Annotated in this window: 14 protein-coding genes and 1 riboswitch; of the genes, 2 read left to right on the forward strand and 12 right to left on the reverse strand. The window is 72.4% G+C overall.

All coding sequences use genetic code 11. The features are described from left to right. Positions 1-18 precede the first annotated feature (18 nt). The 10 genes from ACIQGQ_RS11400 to ACIQGQ_RS11445 form a co-directional block, all read right to left on the reverse strand. Complete coding sequence (locus ACIQGQ_RS11400; protein ID WP_402393632.1) at positions 19-489, reverse strand: septum formation initiator family protein; 471 nt, start codon at positions 487-489, stop codon at positions 19-21. Between the two features lie 173 nt (positions 490-662). Further along, positions 663-1952, reverse strand: coding sequence for a phosphopyruvate hydratase (gene eno, locus ACIQGQ_RS11405; protein WP_402393635.1), 1290 nt, complete (start codon positions 1950-1952; stop codon positions 663-665). Positions 1953-2283: 331 nt separating this feature from the next. Beyond that, entirely contained in the window at positions 2284-3048 is a 765-nt protein-coding gene (locus ACIQGQ_RS11410) for a transglycosylase family protein (protein WP_402393638.1), read from the reverse strand. Between the two features lie 3 nt (positions 3049-3051). Further along, a riboswitch (cyclic di-AMP (ydaO/yuaA leader) is annotated at positions 3052-3225 on the reverse strand. A gap of 312 nt (positions 3226-3537) precedes the next feature. Continuing rightward, a complete protein-coding gene (locus ACIQGQ_RS11415) occupies positions 3538-4500 on the reverse strand; it encodes a transglycosylase family protein (RefSeq protein WP_402393641.1) in 963 nt (320 codons plus the stop codon). A gap of 105 nt (positions 4501-4605) precedes the next feature. Further along, positions 4606-5913, reverse strand: coding sequence for a cytochrome P450 (locus ACIQGQ_RS11420; protein WP_402394792.1), 1308 nt, complete (start codon positions 5911-5913; stop codon positions 4606-4608). Positions 5914-6035: 122 nt separating this feature from the next. Continuing rightward, a complete protein-coding gene (locus tag ACIQGQ_RS11425) occupies positions 6036-7043 on the reverse strand; it encodes a nucleoside triphosphate pyrophosphohydrolase (protein ID WP_402393644.1) in 1008 nt (335 codons plus the stop codon). A 43-nt stretch (positions 7044-7086) separates the two neighbouring features. After that, entirely contained in the window at positions 7087-7731 is a 645-nt protein-coding gene (locus ACIQGQ_RS11430; protein ID WP_402393647.1) for a SurA N-terminal domain-containing protein, read from the reverse strand. A gap of 191 nt (positions 7732-7922) precedes the next feature. Continuing rightward, positions 7923-8360 (reverse strand): hypothetical protein, encoded by a 438-nt coding sequence (locus ACIQGQ_RS11435; RefSeq protein ID WP_402393650.1) that lies wholly within the window; start codon positions 8358-8360, stop codon positions 7923-7925. Between the two features lie 123 nt (positions 8361-8483). Further along, positions 8484-8888, reverse strand: a complete 405-nt coding sequence (locus tag ACIQGQ_RS11440) for a GtrA family protein (RefSeq protein ID WP_352276947.1) — start codon at positions 8886-8888, stop codon at positions 8484-8486. Beyond that, on the reverse strand, positions 8885-9847 hold the full coding sequence (locus tag ACIQGQ_RS11445; protein ID WP_402393655.1) for a glycosyltransferase family 2 protein: 963 nt from the start codon (positions 9845-9847) through the stop codon (positions 8885-8887). Before ACIQGQ_RS11445 ends, ACIQGQ_RS11440 begins: the two co-directional genes overlap by 4 nt. 123 nt (positions 9848-9970) lie before the next feature. Here ACIQGQ_RS11445 and ACIQGQ_RS11450 point away from each other — a divergent pair, with 123 nt between their 5' ends. After that, on the forward strand, positions 9971-12538 hold the full coding sequence (locus ACIQGQ_RS11450) for a YfhO family protein (protein ID WP_402393658.1): 2568 nt from the start codon (positions 9971-9973) through the stop codon (positions 12536-12538). A 115-nt stretch (positions 12539-12653) separates the two neighbouring features. Then, entirely contained in the window at positions 12654-13181 is a 528-nt protein-coding gene (locus ACIQGQ_RS11455; RefSeq protein WP_402394795.1) for a DapH/DapD/GlmU-related protein, read from the forward strand. Between the two features lie 10 nt (positions 13182-13191). On the opposite strand, the gene ACIQGQ_RS11460 is transcribed toward ACIQGQ_RS11455, so the two are convergent. Further along, positions 13192-14730, reverse strand: a complete 1539-nt coding sequence (locus ACIQGQ_RS11460; RefSeq protein WP_402393661.1) for a protein kinase — start codon at positions 14728-14730, stop codon at positions 13192-13194. Then, complete coding sequence (locus tag ACIQGQ_RS11465; protein WP_402393664.1) at positions 14727-15365, reverse strand: hypothetical protein; 639 nt, start codon at positions 15363-15365, stop codon at positions 14727-14729. The genes ACIQGQ_RS11460 and ACIQGQ_RS11465 overlap by 4 nt, the downstream gene beginning before the upstream one ends. Between the last annotated feature and the right edge of the window lie 145 nt (positions 15366-15510).

Raw genomic sequence — 15510 nt, forward strand, 5'->3', positions numbered from 1 at the left:
GGACGGGCGGCGGGAAGGTCAGCCGCGGTCGGCGCTGTCGACGCCGTCCCACAGGTTGGAGTGCCAGGGGCGGCCGGAGCCGTCCGTCCGGCCCTGGCGCTCCTTGACCGCGTCGGGGTCGACGACCGTGTAGCCGGTCTCCCCCGGAAGAAGGTAATGCAGATGCGTACGGGCCAGCCGCCTGATGTAGGCGTCGTCCTGGAGCCGCGCCTTCTCGTCGCGCAGCTCCTCGGTGCGTTCCTTGGCCTGCTGCGCGAGGCGCCGCTGGTCGGCGATCTCGTCCTGCTGCGAGACGTAACTGCGCATCGGGTACGCGAGCACGACCACCAGGGAGCAGACGACGAGCGCCAGGAACGCCGCCCGGCCGGTGAGCCGCGAGCGGCGGGCCTGGCGGCGGTTCTGCGAACGGTAGACGCGGGCGGCGGTCTGCTCGCCGAGCAGTCGCAGCCGGGTCGCGGTGGAGAACCGGTCCCGGTCCTTCGCGGCCATCTCTCCGCCTCCCCATTACGCACGTCCGTCCCCGCACACGGTACGGGACCGAGTGCGGGGACGGACGGAGGCCGGGGCCGTTCGCGGCGCGCACTGCTCCGCGAGAGGCGTTTCCGCAGGCCCGCGGAGTGGCGGCGCCTGCGGGTGCCTACTGGTCCGCGGAGCGGCTGTGCCTACTGGTCCGCGGAGCGGAACCGGGGGAAGGCGGAGCGGCCGGCGTACACCGCCGCGTCGTCGAGGATCTCCTCGATGCGCAGCAGCTGGTTGTACTTGGCGACGCGGTCCGAGCGGGCCGGGGCGCCGGTCTTGATCTGGCCGCAGTTCACGGCGACGGCGAGGTCGGCGATGGTGACGTCCTCGGTCTCGCCGGAGCGGTGCGACATCATGCACTTGAAGCCGTTGCGCTGGGCCAGCTCGACGGCGTCCAGGGTCTCGGTCAGCGAGCCGATCTGGTTGACCTTGACGAGCAGGGCGTTGGCGGAGCCCTCCTCGATGCCGCGGGCCAGGCGCTCCGGGTTGGTGACGAAGAGGTCGTCGCCGACGATCTGCACCTTGGCGCCGAGCCTGTCGGTGATGACCTTCCAGCCGGCCCAGTCGTCCTCGAACAGCGGGTCCTCGATGGAGACCAGCGGGTACGCGGCGACGAGCTCCTCGTAGTACTCGGTCATCTCGGCGGCCGAGCGGGACTTGCCCTCGAACTCGTACGTGCCGTCCTTGTAGAACTCGGACGCGGCGACGTCGAGCGCGAGCGCGATGTCCTTGCCCGGGACGTAGCCGGCCTCCTTGATGGCCTCGACGATGAGGTCGAGGGCGGCGCGGTTGGACTCCAGGTTCGGCGCGAAGCCGCCCTCGTCGCCGAGGCCGGTGGACAGGCCCTTGGTCTTCAGGACCTTCTTCAGCGTGTGGTAGACCTCGGCGCCCCAGCGCAGGGCCTCGGAGAAGGACTCCGCGCCGATCGGGGCGATCATGAACTCCTGGATGTCCACGTTGGAGTCGGCGTGCGAGCCGCCGTTCAGGATGTTCATCATCGGAACGGGCAGCAGGTGCGCGTTCGGGCCGCCCAGGTAGCGGAAGAGCGGCAGGTCCGAGGCCTCGGAGGCGGCGTGGGCGACGGCCAGCGAGACGCCGAGGATGGCGTTGGCGCCGAGCGAGCCCTTGTTCTCGGTGGCGTCCAGGTCGAACATCGCCTGGTCGATCAGCCGCTGCTCGGTGGCGTCGTAGCCGACGAGCTCCGGGCCGATCTGCTCGATCACGGCGAGGACGGCCTTCTCGACGCCCTTGCCCTGGTAGCGGTTGGGGTCGCCGTCACGGAGCTCGATGGCCTCGAACTGACCGGTGGAGGCGCCGGACGGAACGGCAGCACGGCCCGTGCTGCCGTCGTCGAGGCCGACCTCGACCTCGACCGTGGGGTTTCCGCGGGAGTCGAGGATTTCCCGGGCTACGACGACGTCGATGGACGGCACGTGGCATCTCCTTCTGGGATATGACGCTGTTGGTGCAGGGTCGCTTTGGCCTTGCGACAAGAGCCTAACCGGCCCGGCCCGCCCGCCCCCACGACCGCCCGACCCCTGGGACGAAAAACGACCCGAGAGACCTCATTGCCGGTCATACCGCCCAAAATTTACCGGTCGGTAACTACAACAGTTGAACGCACCCCCGCTCCCCCGAGCGGAGGGAGCGGGGAAGCCGGCGCAACGGCCGGGGGACGGCATCGCCCCGGTCCGGTGCGCACGGGGGGATGCGCGCCGGACCGGGGCGGCCTGGAGGGGAGAGCCCGCGCCGCGGGGTCCCGTGTTACTTCGTCAGGTGCAGCTGCTGACCCGGGTAGATCAGGTCGGCGTCCTCGACGATGTCCTTGTTCAGCTCGAACAGCCGCTGCCAGCCGCCCTTGACGCCGTGCTCGGCGGCGATCCTGCTCAGCGAGTCGCCCTCGACGACCTTGTACTCGCCGTCGCCCTTCTTGACCTTCTCGCCGGTCGGGGTGGTGACGGTCTTCTTCGACTCGGCGCTCGGGGCCTGGCCACGGTCCGAACGGGAGGCGGCGGGGGCCTCGGTGCGCTCGGCCGGCTTCGGCTGCGCCTGCTTCTTCGGGGCGGCGCTCTGCTGCTCGGAGGCGCCGGAGCCGGCGGTCGAGTTGGCGGAGGAGTTCGAGGACGAACCGGTGTCGACGCCCGGGTCGACACCGTCGTTGGTCAGGCCGCCGGCACCGGCGCAGGCCCAGGCACCCGGGCCCTGGAGGGCGAGGAGGCGCTCGGCGGTGGCGATCTGCTGGGCCTTGGTGGCCAGGTCGGCGCGCGGGGCGTACTGGGTACCGCCGGCGGCGGCCCAGCTCGACTGCGAGAACTGCAGGCCGCCGTAGTAGCCGTTGCCGGTGTTGATGGACCAGTTGCCGCCGGACTCGCACTGGGCGACGGCGTCCCAGGTGGCGACGGAGGCGGCGGAGGCGTTGGTGGCGCCCATCAGCGGCACGGCGACGGCGGCACCCGCGACACCGGCGAGCGTGACGAGGCGGACGGCCTTGGACGGGCGGCGGTGCTTGCCCTTGCTGGAAAGCAGCATGGAACTTCTCCTCACCGACGCCTACGAGGTGAGCTGTCGGGTTCGGGCCGAGTGAGTTGCCCGGTCGCACGTCCTAGCACGCGACTTCACCCCAAGCCTGATCCGATACGTCGTCCCGACGTCCGGACCCGGCGGCTTACCTGGGTCCCCCGCTCCTGCCTACGGCGCTGTACGCGTCTGTTTTCCCTTCGACCGACGGCAGGATTCGGCGTGACGGTCGACGGGGCCCGCGGTGCGAGCGATTCCGACCGTAAACATACGCAAGCCCTACATTCAAAGATGGACACATCAGACAATCAGCCCGTACTTGCATCTGAAGAATTACTGTTTCCGCAGGTCGGGGCGGGGTGGAAGGCCCTCCGAATCGCGACACGCCGGAAGACGCAAAGAGACCCATGTCTCACTTACGCATAAGTGGACATAGGTCCCTGAACTACCCCGGTTTCCGAGGCGTTTTTAGGCGGTTTCCGGACCGCCGACCGCTCGCCCCTACTCGGCCTTCACGCCGAGATCGAGGCTCTGACCGGGGAGGATGAGGTCCGGGTCGGAGCCGATGACGTCCTTGTTCGCCTCGTAGAGCGCGGGCCAGCCGCCGGGGACCTTCTGTGCATCAGCAATCGTCCAGAGGTTGTCCCCGGACCGGACGGCGTACGTGCCGTCGGCGGCCTGCCCGGCCGTGTCGCGCGCGTCGCCGCCGCGCGAGGCGTGCCGGCCGGACTCGCGGTGGCCGCCGTCCGCGCCACGGCTCTCGTCGGCGGCCGGGGCGCCGCGGTGGCGGCCGTTCGTGCCGCTGGAGGACTCGGGCGAGGCGGAGTCGTCCTGGCCGGCCTTCGACGGCGCGCCGGTGGAATCGGACGGGGTGGCCGAGGGCGAGGTCTCCGCGGACGGCGCCTTCGAGCCCTTCCCGTTCCCGTTCGACCCGCCCTTGTGCTTGCCGGAGTTGCCGGACGAGCCGTCCGAGCCGTCCACCGCGTCCGCACCCTCCCAGGCGCTGTGGGGCGGCGTGACCACGTCCGACGTGTCGTCCTGCTCATCCCCGGAGGGGGTCGTGCCGGGGTCGACGCCGGGCAGCGAGCCGTCCGTCGCCAGGCCGGAGATGACCGCACAGCTGGGCCACGCCTGCGGCCCCTTGTCCGCCAGGACCTTCTCGGCCACCGCGATCTGCTGCGCCCGGCTGGCGAGGTCGGCGCGGTCCGCGTAGGTCTCGCCGCCGTACGCCTTCCAGACCTCCGGCGAGATCTGGAGGCCGCCGTAGGAGCCGTTGCCGAAGTCGGCGCTCCAGGCGCCGCCGCTCTCGCACTCGGCCACCCGGTCCCAGGTCGTGGCCTCGGCCGCGGACGCGCCCGACGCGCCGAGCAGCGGAATGGCGATGGCCGATCCGGTCACGCCCGCTGCGACGACGATGGCCGGTGCCTGCCGGGGGCGACGGTGCCTGCCGTTCGCGGATCCCATGGAATTGCCTTCCGTGTGACTGACGTCTGACTCGTGGGTCGAACGGTGAACCTAGCCGCACTCGAACGCGCGTCACAAGTCGATGCAGCGCGGATCACGTGAAAGTCACAGAGTTGACGAGGCATCAGTTTCTGGTGCGGCGCACTCCGGCGTGAACTGCACCGGGAGCGTGCGGAGTCCGCGCATGATGAGCCCGCCACGCCACCGCAAATCGGTCGGTTCCACCGCGAGTCGCAGGTCCGGGAGACGGTTCAGCAGGGTGGCGAGCGCGGTCCGTCCCTCCAGCCGGGCGAGCGGCGCGCCGAGGCAGTAGTGGATGCCGTGCCCGTATCCGAGGTGCTGATTGTCACGTCGGGCGAGATCGAGGGTGTCGGGGTCCGGGAAGCGGTCCGGGTCGCGGTCGGCGGCCGCGAGAACCACGAGCACCGGGTCCCCGGCCTCGATGGACTGTCCGCCGAGCGTCAGCGGTTCGGTGGCGAACCGCCAGGTGGCCAGCTCCACCGGGCCGTCGTAGCGGAGCAGCTCCTCGATGCCGGTCTCCAGCAGCTCCTCCTCCCCCGCGTCGAGGGAGCGTTGCAGCCGTTCGCGTTCCCCGGGGTTGCGAAGCAGGGCATACACCCCGTTTCCGATCAGGTTGACCGTGGTCTCGAAGCCGGCGAAGAGCAGGATGAAGGCCATGGCGGCGGCTTCGTTCTCGGTGAGGTGCTCGCCGTGGTCGCTGGCCCGGATCAGCCCCGAGATCAGGTCGTCGCCGGGCTCCTCCCTCTTGCGGTGGATGAGTTCGGCGAGGTAGCCGCGCATCTTCTTCACCGACCGGGCGACGCCGCCGCGCGGGCCGCCGCCGTGGCGGATCATCATGCCCGCCCAGTCCCGGAAGTCGTCCTGGTCCTCGGGCGGCACGCCGAGCAGGTCGCAGATGGCGTAGATGGGGAGCGGGAAGGCCAGGTCGTGGATGAGGTCGGCCTCGCCGCTCTCGGCGAAGCGGTCGATGAGCCGGTCCGTCAGTTCCTGCACGCGCGGGGCGAACCCGGCGACCCGGCGCGGGGTGAACGCCTTGGAGACGAGGCGGCGCAGCCGGGTGTGGTCGGGCGGGTCGATGTTCAGCAGATGCGTCATCAGCTCCGCCTTGCGCTCGCCCGGGATGCCGGTCTTCCCCTTGGCGTGCGCGGGTCCGGCGTGGTGGGCCGGGTTCTTGGAGAGCCGGGAGTCGGCGAGGGCCTGCCGGGCGTCCTCGTACCGGGTCACCAGCCAGGCCTCGACGCCGCTGGGCAGCTCGGTGCGGTGGACGGGGCTGTGCTCGCGCAGCCAGGCGTACGCCGGGTACGGGTCGGTGGCGAACTCCCAGGTGAAGAGTGCGGGCGCCCCGTCCGCCGCCGGGCACGTGGCGGGCCCGGCGGCGGACGGGTGGTCCACGGTCGGGTCCGACGGGACGACCGGGCCGGCGGCCGGGCAGGCGGCGGGCCCGGCGGGGCGGTCCGTGGCGGCCGGGTGGTCCGTGGAGGGCGTGGCGGGGTGGTCGTCGGCGGGGCTGTGGTTCACCCTTCGACGTTATCCGCTGCCTCTCGGCCCTCGCCGTGGCCCTCCGCCGCCCTGATGGCGTCCCGGTAGGCGCGGCCCGCGGCGCGGAGGGCGGCCTCGGGGTCGACGCCGTCCCGTTCGGCCCGGACGGCGAGGGCGAGGAGCTCGTAGCCGATGCCCTCGCCGGCGGGGAGCGGCACGTCGAGACCGGCGGTGCGGACCCGGCTCGCCAGCTTGGCCGCGAGCGCCAGGCCGGGCTGGCCGACCGGGACGCCGTCGGTGACCGAGTCGCGCCGCTTCTCCTCCGCCTTGGTGCGCAGCCAGTGGGCGTGGACGTCCTCGGGGGTCTCGGCGGTCTCGTCGCCGAAGACGTGCGGGTGGCGGTGGATCAGTTTCTCGATGAGCCCGGCGGCCACGTCGTCGACGGAGAACGGTTCCGCGCCGTCCCCGGGGCGGCCCTCCTCGGCGATCCTGGCGTGGAAGACGACCTGGAGGAGGACGTCGCCCAGCTCCTCGCGGAGCTCGTCCCGGTCGCCGTCCTCGATCGCCTCGACCAGCTCGTACGCCTCCTCGATCGCGTACTTGGCGAGGCCCTCATGGGTCTTCCGCGAGGTCCACGGGCACGCGACCCTGATCCGGTCCATGATCTGGACCAGGTCGAGGAGCCGGGCGCCGGGAAGGTCGTACGAGCCGGGCAGCAGCTCCAGGTCCGGCATCCGCGTCCGCCCCGATCCGGCGAGCCGGGCCAGCCCGTCGGTGAGCGCGGGATCGCCCTCGCCGCCCGCGAGGACGACGATGCTCCGGCCGCCCGCGCAGGCGTCGACGAGCTCCGGCGCGGTGGGCGCGGCGTGCTCCACGGTGACGCCCGCCTCGCGCAGGTACGGAAGCTGCGGGTGGTCGGGGTCGGCGCAGAGGACCCGGTCGGCGCCGTGCAGGGCCTGCCAGGCGGGCCAGGACAGCAGTCCGGGGGCGACGCGGTGGCTGGCGGTGAGCAGGACGATGCGGCCGGGGTCTTCAGCGTTCACCGTTCGAATCTACCTCTGTCGCCGCCGCCCGTTCCGCCGCAGGTCAGGCCCCGGCTCCGGCCGGCTTGGTGACCTGGGTGATCCAGGGGGCCTTGTAGGTGGCGAGCTGGGCCTGCTTGCTGTCCCAGGTTCCGTAGCGCGGGTTGACGTCGACCCGGAGCGCCTTCGACGCCTTGCCGAGCGCCTCGCCCACGGCCTGCTGGCCGGCGGGCTGCTGGAGGTCGACGCCGAGGGTGGCGGCCAGCTTCGTCAGCTGGACCTGCTCGCGCAGCACGGCGTCGATCTGCCCGGGGGCGACCCAGCTCTGCTGGAGCATCACCGTGCGCAGCCCCGTCGCCCCGCCGGTCTGGGCCTCGGCGGCCTTGCGCATCTGCTGGATCTCGACACGGTCGACGGTCACGCCCGCGTCCGCGGCGGCCCGGTCGAGGACCCGGTCGAAGATCATGCTGTGCAGCTTGGCCCGGCCGAGCTGACCGGACTTGTCGACGAGCTGGGCGGCGTCCTTCGTCTCGTTCTGCGCCGCGCGCACGGCGGCCACCTGGCCCTGGAGCGCGGAGACCTCGATCCGTTCCCCGCCGACGACGGCCGCGGCCCCCGGGTGGGTCTCGCTGCCGCAGGCGGCGAGGGTGGGGACGCCGACGAGCAGGGCGGCGGAGACGGTGAGCGCGGTGCGACGGCGGCGGTGCAAAGGAACCTCCCGGGGAGACTTTGTGCATCAGTGCACAAGACCTTGCGGTGATCGATGTTAGGCAGTGGACGTGGCTGGGGCCACTGATTCGACCAACGATTCGGAAGGAGTTGGGGATGTGGGGCGCCGGCGACGCGGATCGGCCGCGTGCCGCGGGGCGGCGGCGGCCGCCGATCCGGGCCGTACGGTTCCTACGCCGCGGCCTGCGGGATCTGCCCGGCCACCACGTCCAGGCCGCCGGGGCCGAACCGCTGGAAGAAGATGCGCAGGGCGCTCTGCGCGGACTCGTCGATCATGACGAACGAGTGCTTCAGCAGTCCGCGCTCGACCTCGGTCCGCTTGAGGTCCGCGAGGAGGTACGTGGCCAGGTGCCGGTCCGGCTTCGCGAAGGTCGGGTTGGCGACGAAGAGGAACAGCCGCTCCCCCGTGGTCGCGAGGTAGATGGGCTGCGGGGTCGCCGCGGCCACCATGGTTCCCCCGCTGAGCACCGCCGCGGCGATCCCCATCGCGATGTTCTTCTTGACCGAGACCTCGCTCAGGTTCACCAGCGAGGTCGACATCACCTGCTCACCGGGGGCCAGCATCGGCGTGACGGCAGCCACCAGCGCCCGGCTTCTTCTCTTGTTCACCACAACACCTTTTGATCGGATCGGCCGGATCGGCCGGACCGGCCGGACCGACCGAAATGCGGCACGACGTGTCAATGCATCGCGACACTTTGCCACATCAGATCCCGGCTCCCGCCGTCCGTCTCAGCCGACGTGCTCGCGCTCCACCGCCGGTGGCGCGTCGGGGCGCAGCATGATCGTCCGGGAGACGAGGAAGGTGATCGGGACGGCCGCCGCGGCGGCGATCAGCGGCGCGTACCGGCTGCCGAGGCCGGCGACGTCGACCAGCAGGTAGACGCCACCGGTGGTGATGGCGAAGTTGGCGGCGTTGGTCAGCGGGAAGAGCAGGAACTTCCGCCAGGTGGGGCGGGTCCGGTAGGTGAACCGGCAGTTCAGGAAGAAGGAGCCGGTCATGCTCAGCGCGAAGGCGAGCACATGGGCGGCGATGTACGGCAGCCGGGTCAGCAGCGCGAGGTAGCAGCCGTAGTACGTGCCCGTGTTCACGACCCCCACCAGGGCGAACCGGGCCAGCTGGGCGGTGACCGTCATCGGCGTACGGACTCCCGGGCCTCGCGGACGGCGGACGCGGTCTCCGTGTTCGTGGCCTTGACCAGGTAGTGCGGGCGCCGCTTCACCTCGTAGTAGATGCGGCCGACGTACTCCCCGACCACCCCGAGCATCACCATCTGGACCCCGGCGAGCGCGATGACCACGACGAGCGTGGTGACGTAGCCGGGGGTGTCCACGCCCCGTACCAGGGCGACGCCGACGATCCACGCCGCGTACGCGAGGGCCACCGACAGCAGCAGCATGCCCAGGTAGAGCGCGGCGCGCAGCGGCTTGTTGTTGAAGGACAGCAGCCCGTCGAGGCCGTAGTTGAGGAGTTTGCCGAAGGTCCAGGCGGAGCTGCCCTGCTCCCGTACGGCGTTCTCGTAGCCGAAGGTCCTCGTGCGGAAGCCGACCCAGGCGAAGAGGCCCTTGGAGAACCGGTTGTACTCGGTCAGCCGCAGCACGGCGTCGACGGTGCGGCGGGACAGCAGCCGGAAGTCGCCGACGCCGTCGACGAGTTCCACGTCGACCAGGCGGTTGATCAGCCAGTAGTAGGCGCGGGCGGTGACGGTCCGGGTGACCCGGTCGCCCTTGCGGGTGCGGCGGGCGATCACCTGGTCGTAGCCCTGCCCGTACTCCTCCAGCATCCGGCCGACCAGTTCGGGCGGGTGCTGGAGGTCGGCGTCCATGATGACGACGGCGTCGCCCTCGGCGTGCTGGAGACCGGCCAGCATGGCGGCCTCCTTGCCGAAGTTGCGGCTGAAGGAGACGTAGCGGACGCGGGGGTCGGCGGCGGCCAGCTCCTGGAGGATCACCAGCGTCCGGTCGGCGCTGCCGTCGTCCACGAAGACCAGCTGGAAATCGTGTCCGAGCCCGGCCATTTCGTCCGTGACGCGGTCGTGGAAGCGTTCGAGGATCTCTTCCTCGTTGTAGCAGGGCACCACCAGAGAGATCAGCACAGACGTACATCAACCGGGCCAGGTGTCGGCACCCGATGCAGCACATGACCGGCGAACGTCCATTGCGTGAACTGGTGCGTCGCACAAGGGATTTGCCTGTTCGAGGCTGACATATTCCTGCCCATGCCCGTGTCCTCGTCCACGTCCCGGCCCGCTTCCGCCGCCGCCGCGTCCGCCGCCGCTCCCCCGCCGCCGTCCCGCCCCCGCCCGCGCGCGGGCGCGCTCGCCGCGCTGCTCACCGTCGTCGCGGTCTGCGCGGGCGACGCCGTGTCGCGGAGCTTTCCGTTCGGCTCGTACACGCGGAGCGTCAACGACCTGGGCAACCAGTTCGTCCCGTTCCACGCCCGGCTCTGGGACCTGCTGCACGGGCGGGCCGACGGGGGGCTGCTGCTCAACTGGTCGTCGGGGTTCGGCACGAGCTTCCTGCCGGACCTGGGTACGTATCTGAGCAGCCCGTTCGCGCTGCTCGTCGGGGTCTTCCCGAGGGACCGGATCGATCTCGCGGTCTATGTGGTGACGGTCCTGAAGATGGCGTCGGCGGCGGCGCTGATGGCGGTGTTCCTGCTGACGCTGCGCGGCGGGCGCTGGTGGGTCGCCGGGGTGCTGGGCGGTTCGTACGCGCTGTGCGGCTGGTCGGTCGCGGAGGCGGCGTACAACCCGATGTGGCTGGACGGGCTGGTCGCGCTGCCGCTGCTCTGCCTGGCCGCCGAGTGGGCCAGGACCGGGCGGCACCGTGTCGCCGCGCCGCTGCTGGTCGCGCTGGCGTGGGTGGCCAACTTCTACACGGCGTACATGGCGACGCTCGGCGCGGCGCTGGTGCTGGCGGTCCGGCTGTTCACCGAGCGGGACGACCGGCGGGCGGTGGCCCTGGCGCTGGGACGGGCGGTACGCACGGTCGGGACGGGGATCGGGCTGGCGGCCCCGGTCCTGATCCCGGTCTACCTGGGCACCAAGCACGCCTACCCGGGCTGGGACCGCCCGTTCGCGCCCGCCTCCTGGACCGATGTGCTGGCCCGGCTGCTGCCCGCCACGTACAGCTTCTTCACCCCGGCCCTCTATCTCGGCACGGGCACCCTGCTGCTGGCCGGTGCGCTGGCCTTCCAGCGGTCGGTGCCGGGGCGGGAGCGGTGGGCGTGGGCGGGGCTGGTGGCCGGGGTCGCGCTGTCGATGCAGTGGGAGCCCACCCATCTGCTCTGGCACGCCTTCGCCACACCCAACGGCAGCCCGTACCGGCAGACCTTCGTGCTGGCCGGGCTGGTGGTGACCGCCGCGTGGATCTCGGTCTCGTACGGTCCGCCGGGGCGGCGGGCGCTGGCGGGCGGGGCGGCGGTGCTGGTGCTGCTGGCGGCCGGGGCGTGGTTCAGCGGGCTGGTCACGGGCTGGACGTATCCGCTGTTCGCGCTCGGCCTGGGCGCGGCGCTCCTCGCCCTGCTGCTGGTGGGGCGGGGCGGGCGGTACGCGGCGCTGGCGGCCGTGCTGCTGATCGGCGCCCAGGCCGGACAGGCCGCGGCGGCCACCGCGTACTTCGACCGGCAGCGGCTGAACCGGCTCGACGACTACGCGCCCTGGGGCGAGCGGCAGAGCACCCAGCGGGCCGTGGTCGAGGGCGCCGACGGCTGGCCGCGCTTCCGGACGGACCCGGGCCGGGAGCAGACCACCGCGAACGACCCGCTGCTGGTGGGCGGGGAGGGCGGCTCCTACTACAGCAGCCACACGCCGGACGTGCTGACCCGCACCATGCGGGCGCTCGGCGGCGGGTGGACGTCGAACGGGCGGGCGGTGCAGAGCCTGGACAACCCGGTCACGGACGCGGTGTTCTCCGTGGGCGCCCGGGTACGCGGCCCGCGCGACCCGCATCAGGGCGCCGGGCACACCGGCATGGGCGTCCCGGCCGACCGTCCGGTGACGGCGGGACGGGCCGCGGCGCCGCCGCTGGTGACGGTGCGTCCGGCGGGCGGTTCCGGGAGCGGGCCGGTGGCGTACGGGCGCTCGGCGTTCCGGAACCAGGAGCTGCTGCTGGGCGCACGGGTCTACACGGTCCCGCCGACGGTGCTGCGCGCGGCGTCGGACGGTACGGCCGCGGTGACGGACCGGGGCGCGTACGACTACCGGGTGCGGCGCGGCGCGTACACGCTGACCGCCACCTGCCCGGCGGGCTCCGAGGCGTATCTGTGGACGCCCGACCTGTTCGGCCGGGCCCGGCTCGGCGGCGGCCGGGACGTCGAGTTCAAGGGCCGGTTGCCGGCCCGGCGGGCCGCGATGCAGCACCTGGGCCGGGTCGGCGCGGACGGGCACGTACGGATCGCGCTGGCCCCGGTGCGCCCCGGCACGGTGCCGCACCGGGCGGTCGGCTGCCTGGACCGGTCCCGGCTGGCCTCGGCCGTCGACGGGCTGCGGGCCACCGGCGCGACCGCCGTCCACGTCACCGACGACGGCGTACGGGCCGAACTGCCGCCCGGCACCACGGGAACGGTGGTGCTCGCCGCCCCCCGGATCGCGGGCTGGCGCTGCCAGGGCCGCCCCGCCGACAGCCACCTGGGCCTGGTCGCCACCCCGGCCCCGGCGGACGGCACGTCGGTGGAGTGCGCCTTCCGGCCCCCGGGTCTGCGGGCGGGCGCCCTGGCCGGGGCGGCGGCGCTGGCCTTCCTGCTCGCGGGCGGCCTGGTGTCGGCGTACCGGCGGCGGCCCTGAAGCGTGTCCTCCTGCTTCCACAACTTCTGGTTGTTTCCGGTGTGGTTCCGGGTTGTTTGATCGATGCTCCGCGTGGTGGTGGGATCAGCGCATGTCTACCCGCACAGAGCAGGTCATGCATGTCCGGACGCCCGAGTTCGCGCGCTTCGCGGAGCGGATCGCGGAGGTGACCGATGCGACGTCCCGACTGAACGTGCTTCCGTTCAGCGACAGCGAAGGCCGCGCGGAACTACTGTCCGTTGTGTTCGGCGGCCCGCTGCCGGAGTCGGTGGTGATCTACCCGCCGTTCTTCACCGAGTACGGGCTGAACACGACGTTCGGGGAGAACGTCTTCGTCAACCAGGGCTGCACCTTCATGGACAAGGGAAGCATCCGCATCGGCAACGGCGTCATGATCGCCCCGAGGGTCAGCCTCATCACCGGAGGCCATCCACTGCCCCTGGCCGAGCGCCGTCAGTACCTCTCCTTCGCCCCGATCGTCATCGAGGACGACGTCTGGATCGGGACGGCCGCCGTGATCACGCAGGGGGTGACGATCGGCGCCGGTGCGGTGGTCGCCGCCGGTGCGGTGGTCACGCGTGACGTCCCCGCCGGCACGATGGTCGCGGGAGTGCCCGCCCGGGTGGTCAAGGAGATCGGCTGAGCCGGGCCAATCAGCCGCCGTGGACCTCGGCCTGGCGGTCGAGGCGGCGGCGCAGCTCCGCCGGGAGCGGGTGCTGGGGTCCGTAGGCCCGCTCGGCGTCGTACAGCAGCGCCTGGAGCTGGACGCGGGCGGTGACGTGGTCGCCGAGGGCGAGCAGCAGGTGGGCGACGCGGTTGCGGATCTCGAACCAGCGGGCCGGGTCGCCGCCCCGGGCGTGCTCGTCGTAGTACGGCAGGATCGCCCGGTACTCGGCGAGCGCGGCGGCCGGTTCGCCGAGCTGCTCCAGGCACTGGGCGGCGTCGTGGCGGAAGTGGAGTGCCTGCGGGTCGGCCGGGCCCGCCTCGGCCGACCGGTCGTCGGCGAGCCGGCGCAGCTCGGGCAGGGCGCGGCGGTACTGCCCGTCGTCCATCAGCGTCGCCGCGTACTGCTTGCGCAGGATGCGGACGACGGTGGAGGCCTCGCCGTGCTGTTCGGCGGCGACCGGGAGGATCGAGCCGAGGAGGTCCACCGCCTGGGTGATCCGGCCCTCGCCGAGCAGTTTCTTCACGTCGTCGACGGCGGCGGCCACATCGGGCCGGGCCGCTGCGGCGGGGGCGGGCGGGACCTGCGGCCGCGGGGGTACGCGGGCGGCGCGGTCGGGCCAGGGGGCGTGCGGGCGAAGGAAGGGGCGGGTCGGGTCGAGCGGCCCGGCGGCGGGGGCGGCGCCCGGCGCGGGGAGCAGCGGGGCGAGGTGTTCGTACACCTCCTGGGCGCCGGACGGGCGGTGCTGGGGGTCCTTGGCGAGGAGCCGGAGCACCAGCGCTTCGAGCGGTTCGGGGATGTCGGGCCTGATCCGGCGGACCGGGACGGGCGGTTCGTAGAGGTGGCGGTGGAGGACGCCGAGGGCGGTGGCCCCGCCGAACGGCACGTCGCCGCTGAGCAGTTCGTGCAGGAGCACGCCGAGGGCGTAGAGGTCGGTGTACGGGCCGACGGCGCCGCCCATCGCCTGCTCGGGGGCCATGTACGCCGGGGAGCCGATGGGTGAGCCGGTGTGGGTGAGGCGGGTGGTGTCGTTGTCCATGACGGAGGCGACGCCCAGGTCGAGGACGGTGAGGGTGCCGTCCGGGCGGACCATCACGTTGCGGGGCTTGAGGTCGCGGTGGACGATCGGCACGGCGTGCACGGCGCACAGGACGGAACAGAGCTGGGCGGCGACCGCGACGGACCACTGCCAGGGGTACGGGTCGTGCTCGGCGAGGTGGTCGGCGAGGTCGGCCCCCTCGACGTGCTGCATGACGAGGTAGAGGTCGTCGCCGTCGCTGCCCGCGTCGTGGACGGTGACGAGGCCGGGGTGGTCGACCCGGGCGGTGACCCGGCACTCGCGGACGAAGCGGCGGCGCAGGTCGTCGGCGGCCCCGCTGTCGACGCCGGTGACCCGGTCGGGGCGGAGCAGTTTCACCGCGACGCGGCGGTCCAGGCGCTGGTCGTAGGCCGTCCAGACCTGGCCCATGCCGCCCTGGCCGAGGACGGTGGCCAGCTCGTAACGGCCGCCGATGATCCGGCCGCTCATCTTCCTTCCGCCTTGCGGAGGTAGTCGCTCAGCTCGTCGAGCTCGGCCCGGACCTGCTCGATGCGCTGGGGCTGTTGCTGCGGCTGGGGCGGCTGAGGCTGTTGTTGCTGGGACTGGGGCTGTTGTTGCTGATGCTGGGGCTGGGGCTGTTGTTGCTGAGGCGGCTGCGGCATCTGCCGCTGCTGCTGCGGCGGGAAGGCGGCCGGGGCGGGAGCGGGGGCGGACGAGGGGAGGACCGGGACCGTCTGCACGTAGGCGTATCCGGGCGCGGGGTGCTGTGTCTTGGTCAGCCGGTCGTAGTGGCGGATGTCCCCGACCAGGTAGTACGCGATCGAACCGGCCATCACGAGCAGCAGCAGCGGGATGAGCACATTGTCGATGCCGGTCGGCTCCTCGCTGCCGTCCCGGCCGAGGATCGGCAGGAGCACGCAGACGAAGACGAACCCGGCCCCGGTCAGCCACCAGTCGACGGCCCGGCGGCGCACGATCGCGAGGCGGAGCAGCGGGGTCCACAGCAGCAGCCCGATCGAGCCCACCGTCAGCAGGGGGAAGAGCACGCGCATGGAGACGATCCAGGCCCGGCCGGGAACCCGGCGCGGCGGCGTCGGCATCGGCGGTGGGACCGGGGCGTACATGGCTGCTCCTGGAGTACCTGGTCGGTGAGTTCCGTGTGCACGCTCCGTGCGTACGGAACCGAGCGTAAAGGGCGACCACGACAACCGGCCCGGGGTTGTACGGGTCGGCTGTGTTCCGCCTCACCCGGGGCCGCGTCGCGTCCGT

It is taken from the genome of Streptomyces sp. NPDC092952 (genome assembly GCF_044754785.1).
Taxonomy (GTDB): Bacteria; Actinomycetota; Actinomycetes; order Streptomycetales; family Streptomycetaceae; genus Streptomyces.

What these genes read in the sequence shown, in the direction of transcription:
- ACIQGQ_RS11400 (WP_402393632.1), bottom strand. Translation starts at nt 489, where the DNA reads ATGGCCGCGAAGGACCGGGACCGGTTCTCCACCGCGACCCGGCTGCGA.
- ACIQGQ_RS11410 (WP_402393638.1), bottom strand. Translation starts at nt 3,048, where the DNA reads ATGCTGCTTTCCAGCAAGGGCAAGCACCGCCGCCCGTCCAAGGCCGTC.
- ACIQGQ_RS11415 (WP_402393641.1), bottom strand. Translation starts at nt 4,500, where the DNA reads ATGGGATCCGCGAACGGCAGGCACCGTCGCCCCCGGCAGGCACCGGCC.
- ACIQGQ_RS11440 (WP_352276947.1), bottom strand. Translation starts at nt 8,888, where the DNA reads ATGACGGTCACCGCCCAGCTGGCCCGGTTCGCCCTGGTGGGGGTCGTG.
- ACIQGQ_RS11450 (WP_402393658.1), top strand. Translation starts at nt 9,971, where the DNA reads ATGCCCGTGTCCTCGTCCACGTCCCGGCCCGCTTCCGCCGCCGCCGCG.
- ACIQGQ_RS11455 (WP_402394795.1), top strand. Translation starts at nt 12,654, where the DNA reads ATGCATGTCCGGACGCCCGAGTTCGCGCGCTTCGCGGAGCGGATCGCG.
- ACIQGQ_RS11460 (WP_402393661.1), bottom strand. Translation starts at nt 14,730, where the DNA reads ATGAGCGGCCGGATCATCGGCGGCCGTTACGAGCTGGCCACCGTCCTC.
- ACIQGQ_RS11465 (WP_402393664.1), bottom strand. Translation starts at nt 15,365, where the DNA reads ATGTACGCCCCGGTCCCACCGCCGATGCCGACGCCGCCGCGCCGGGTT.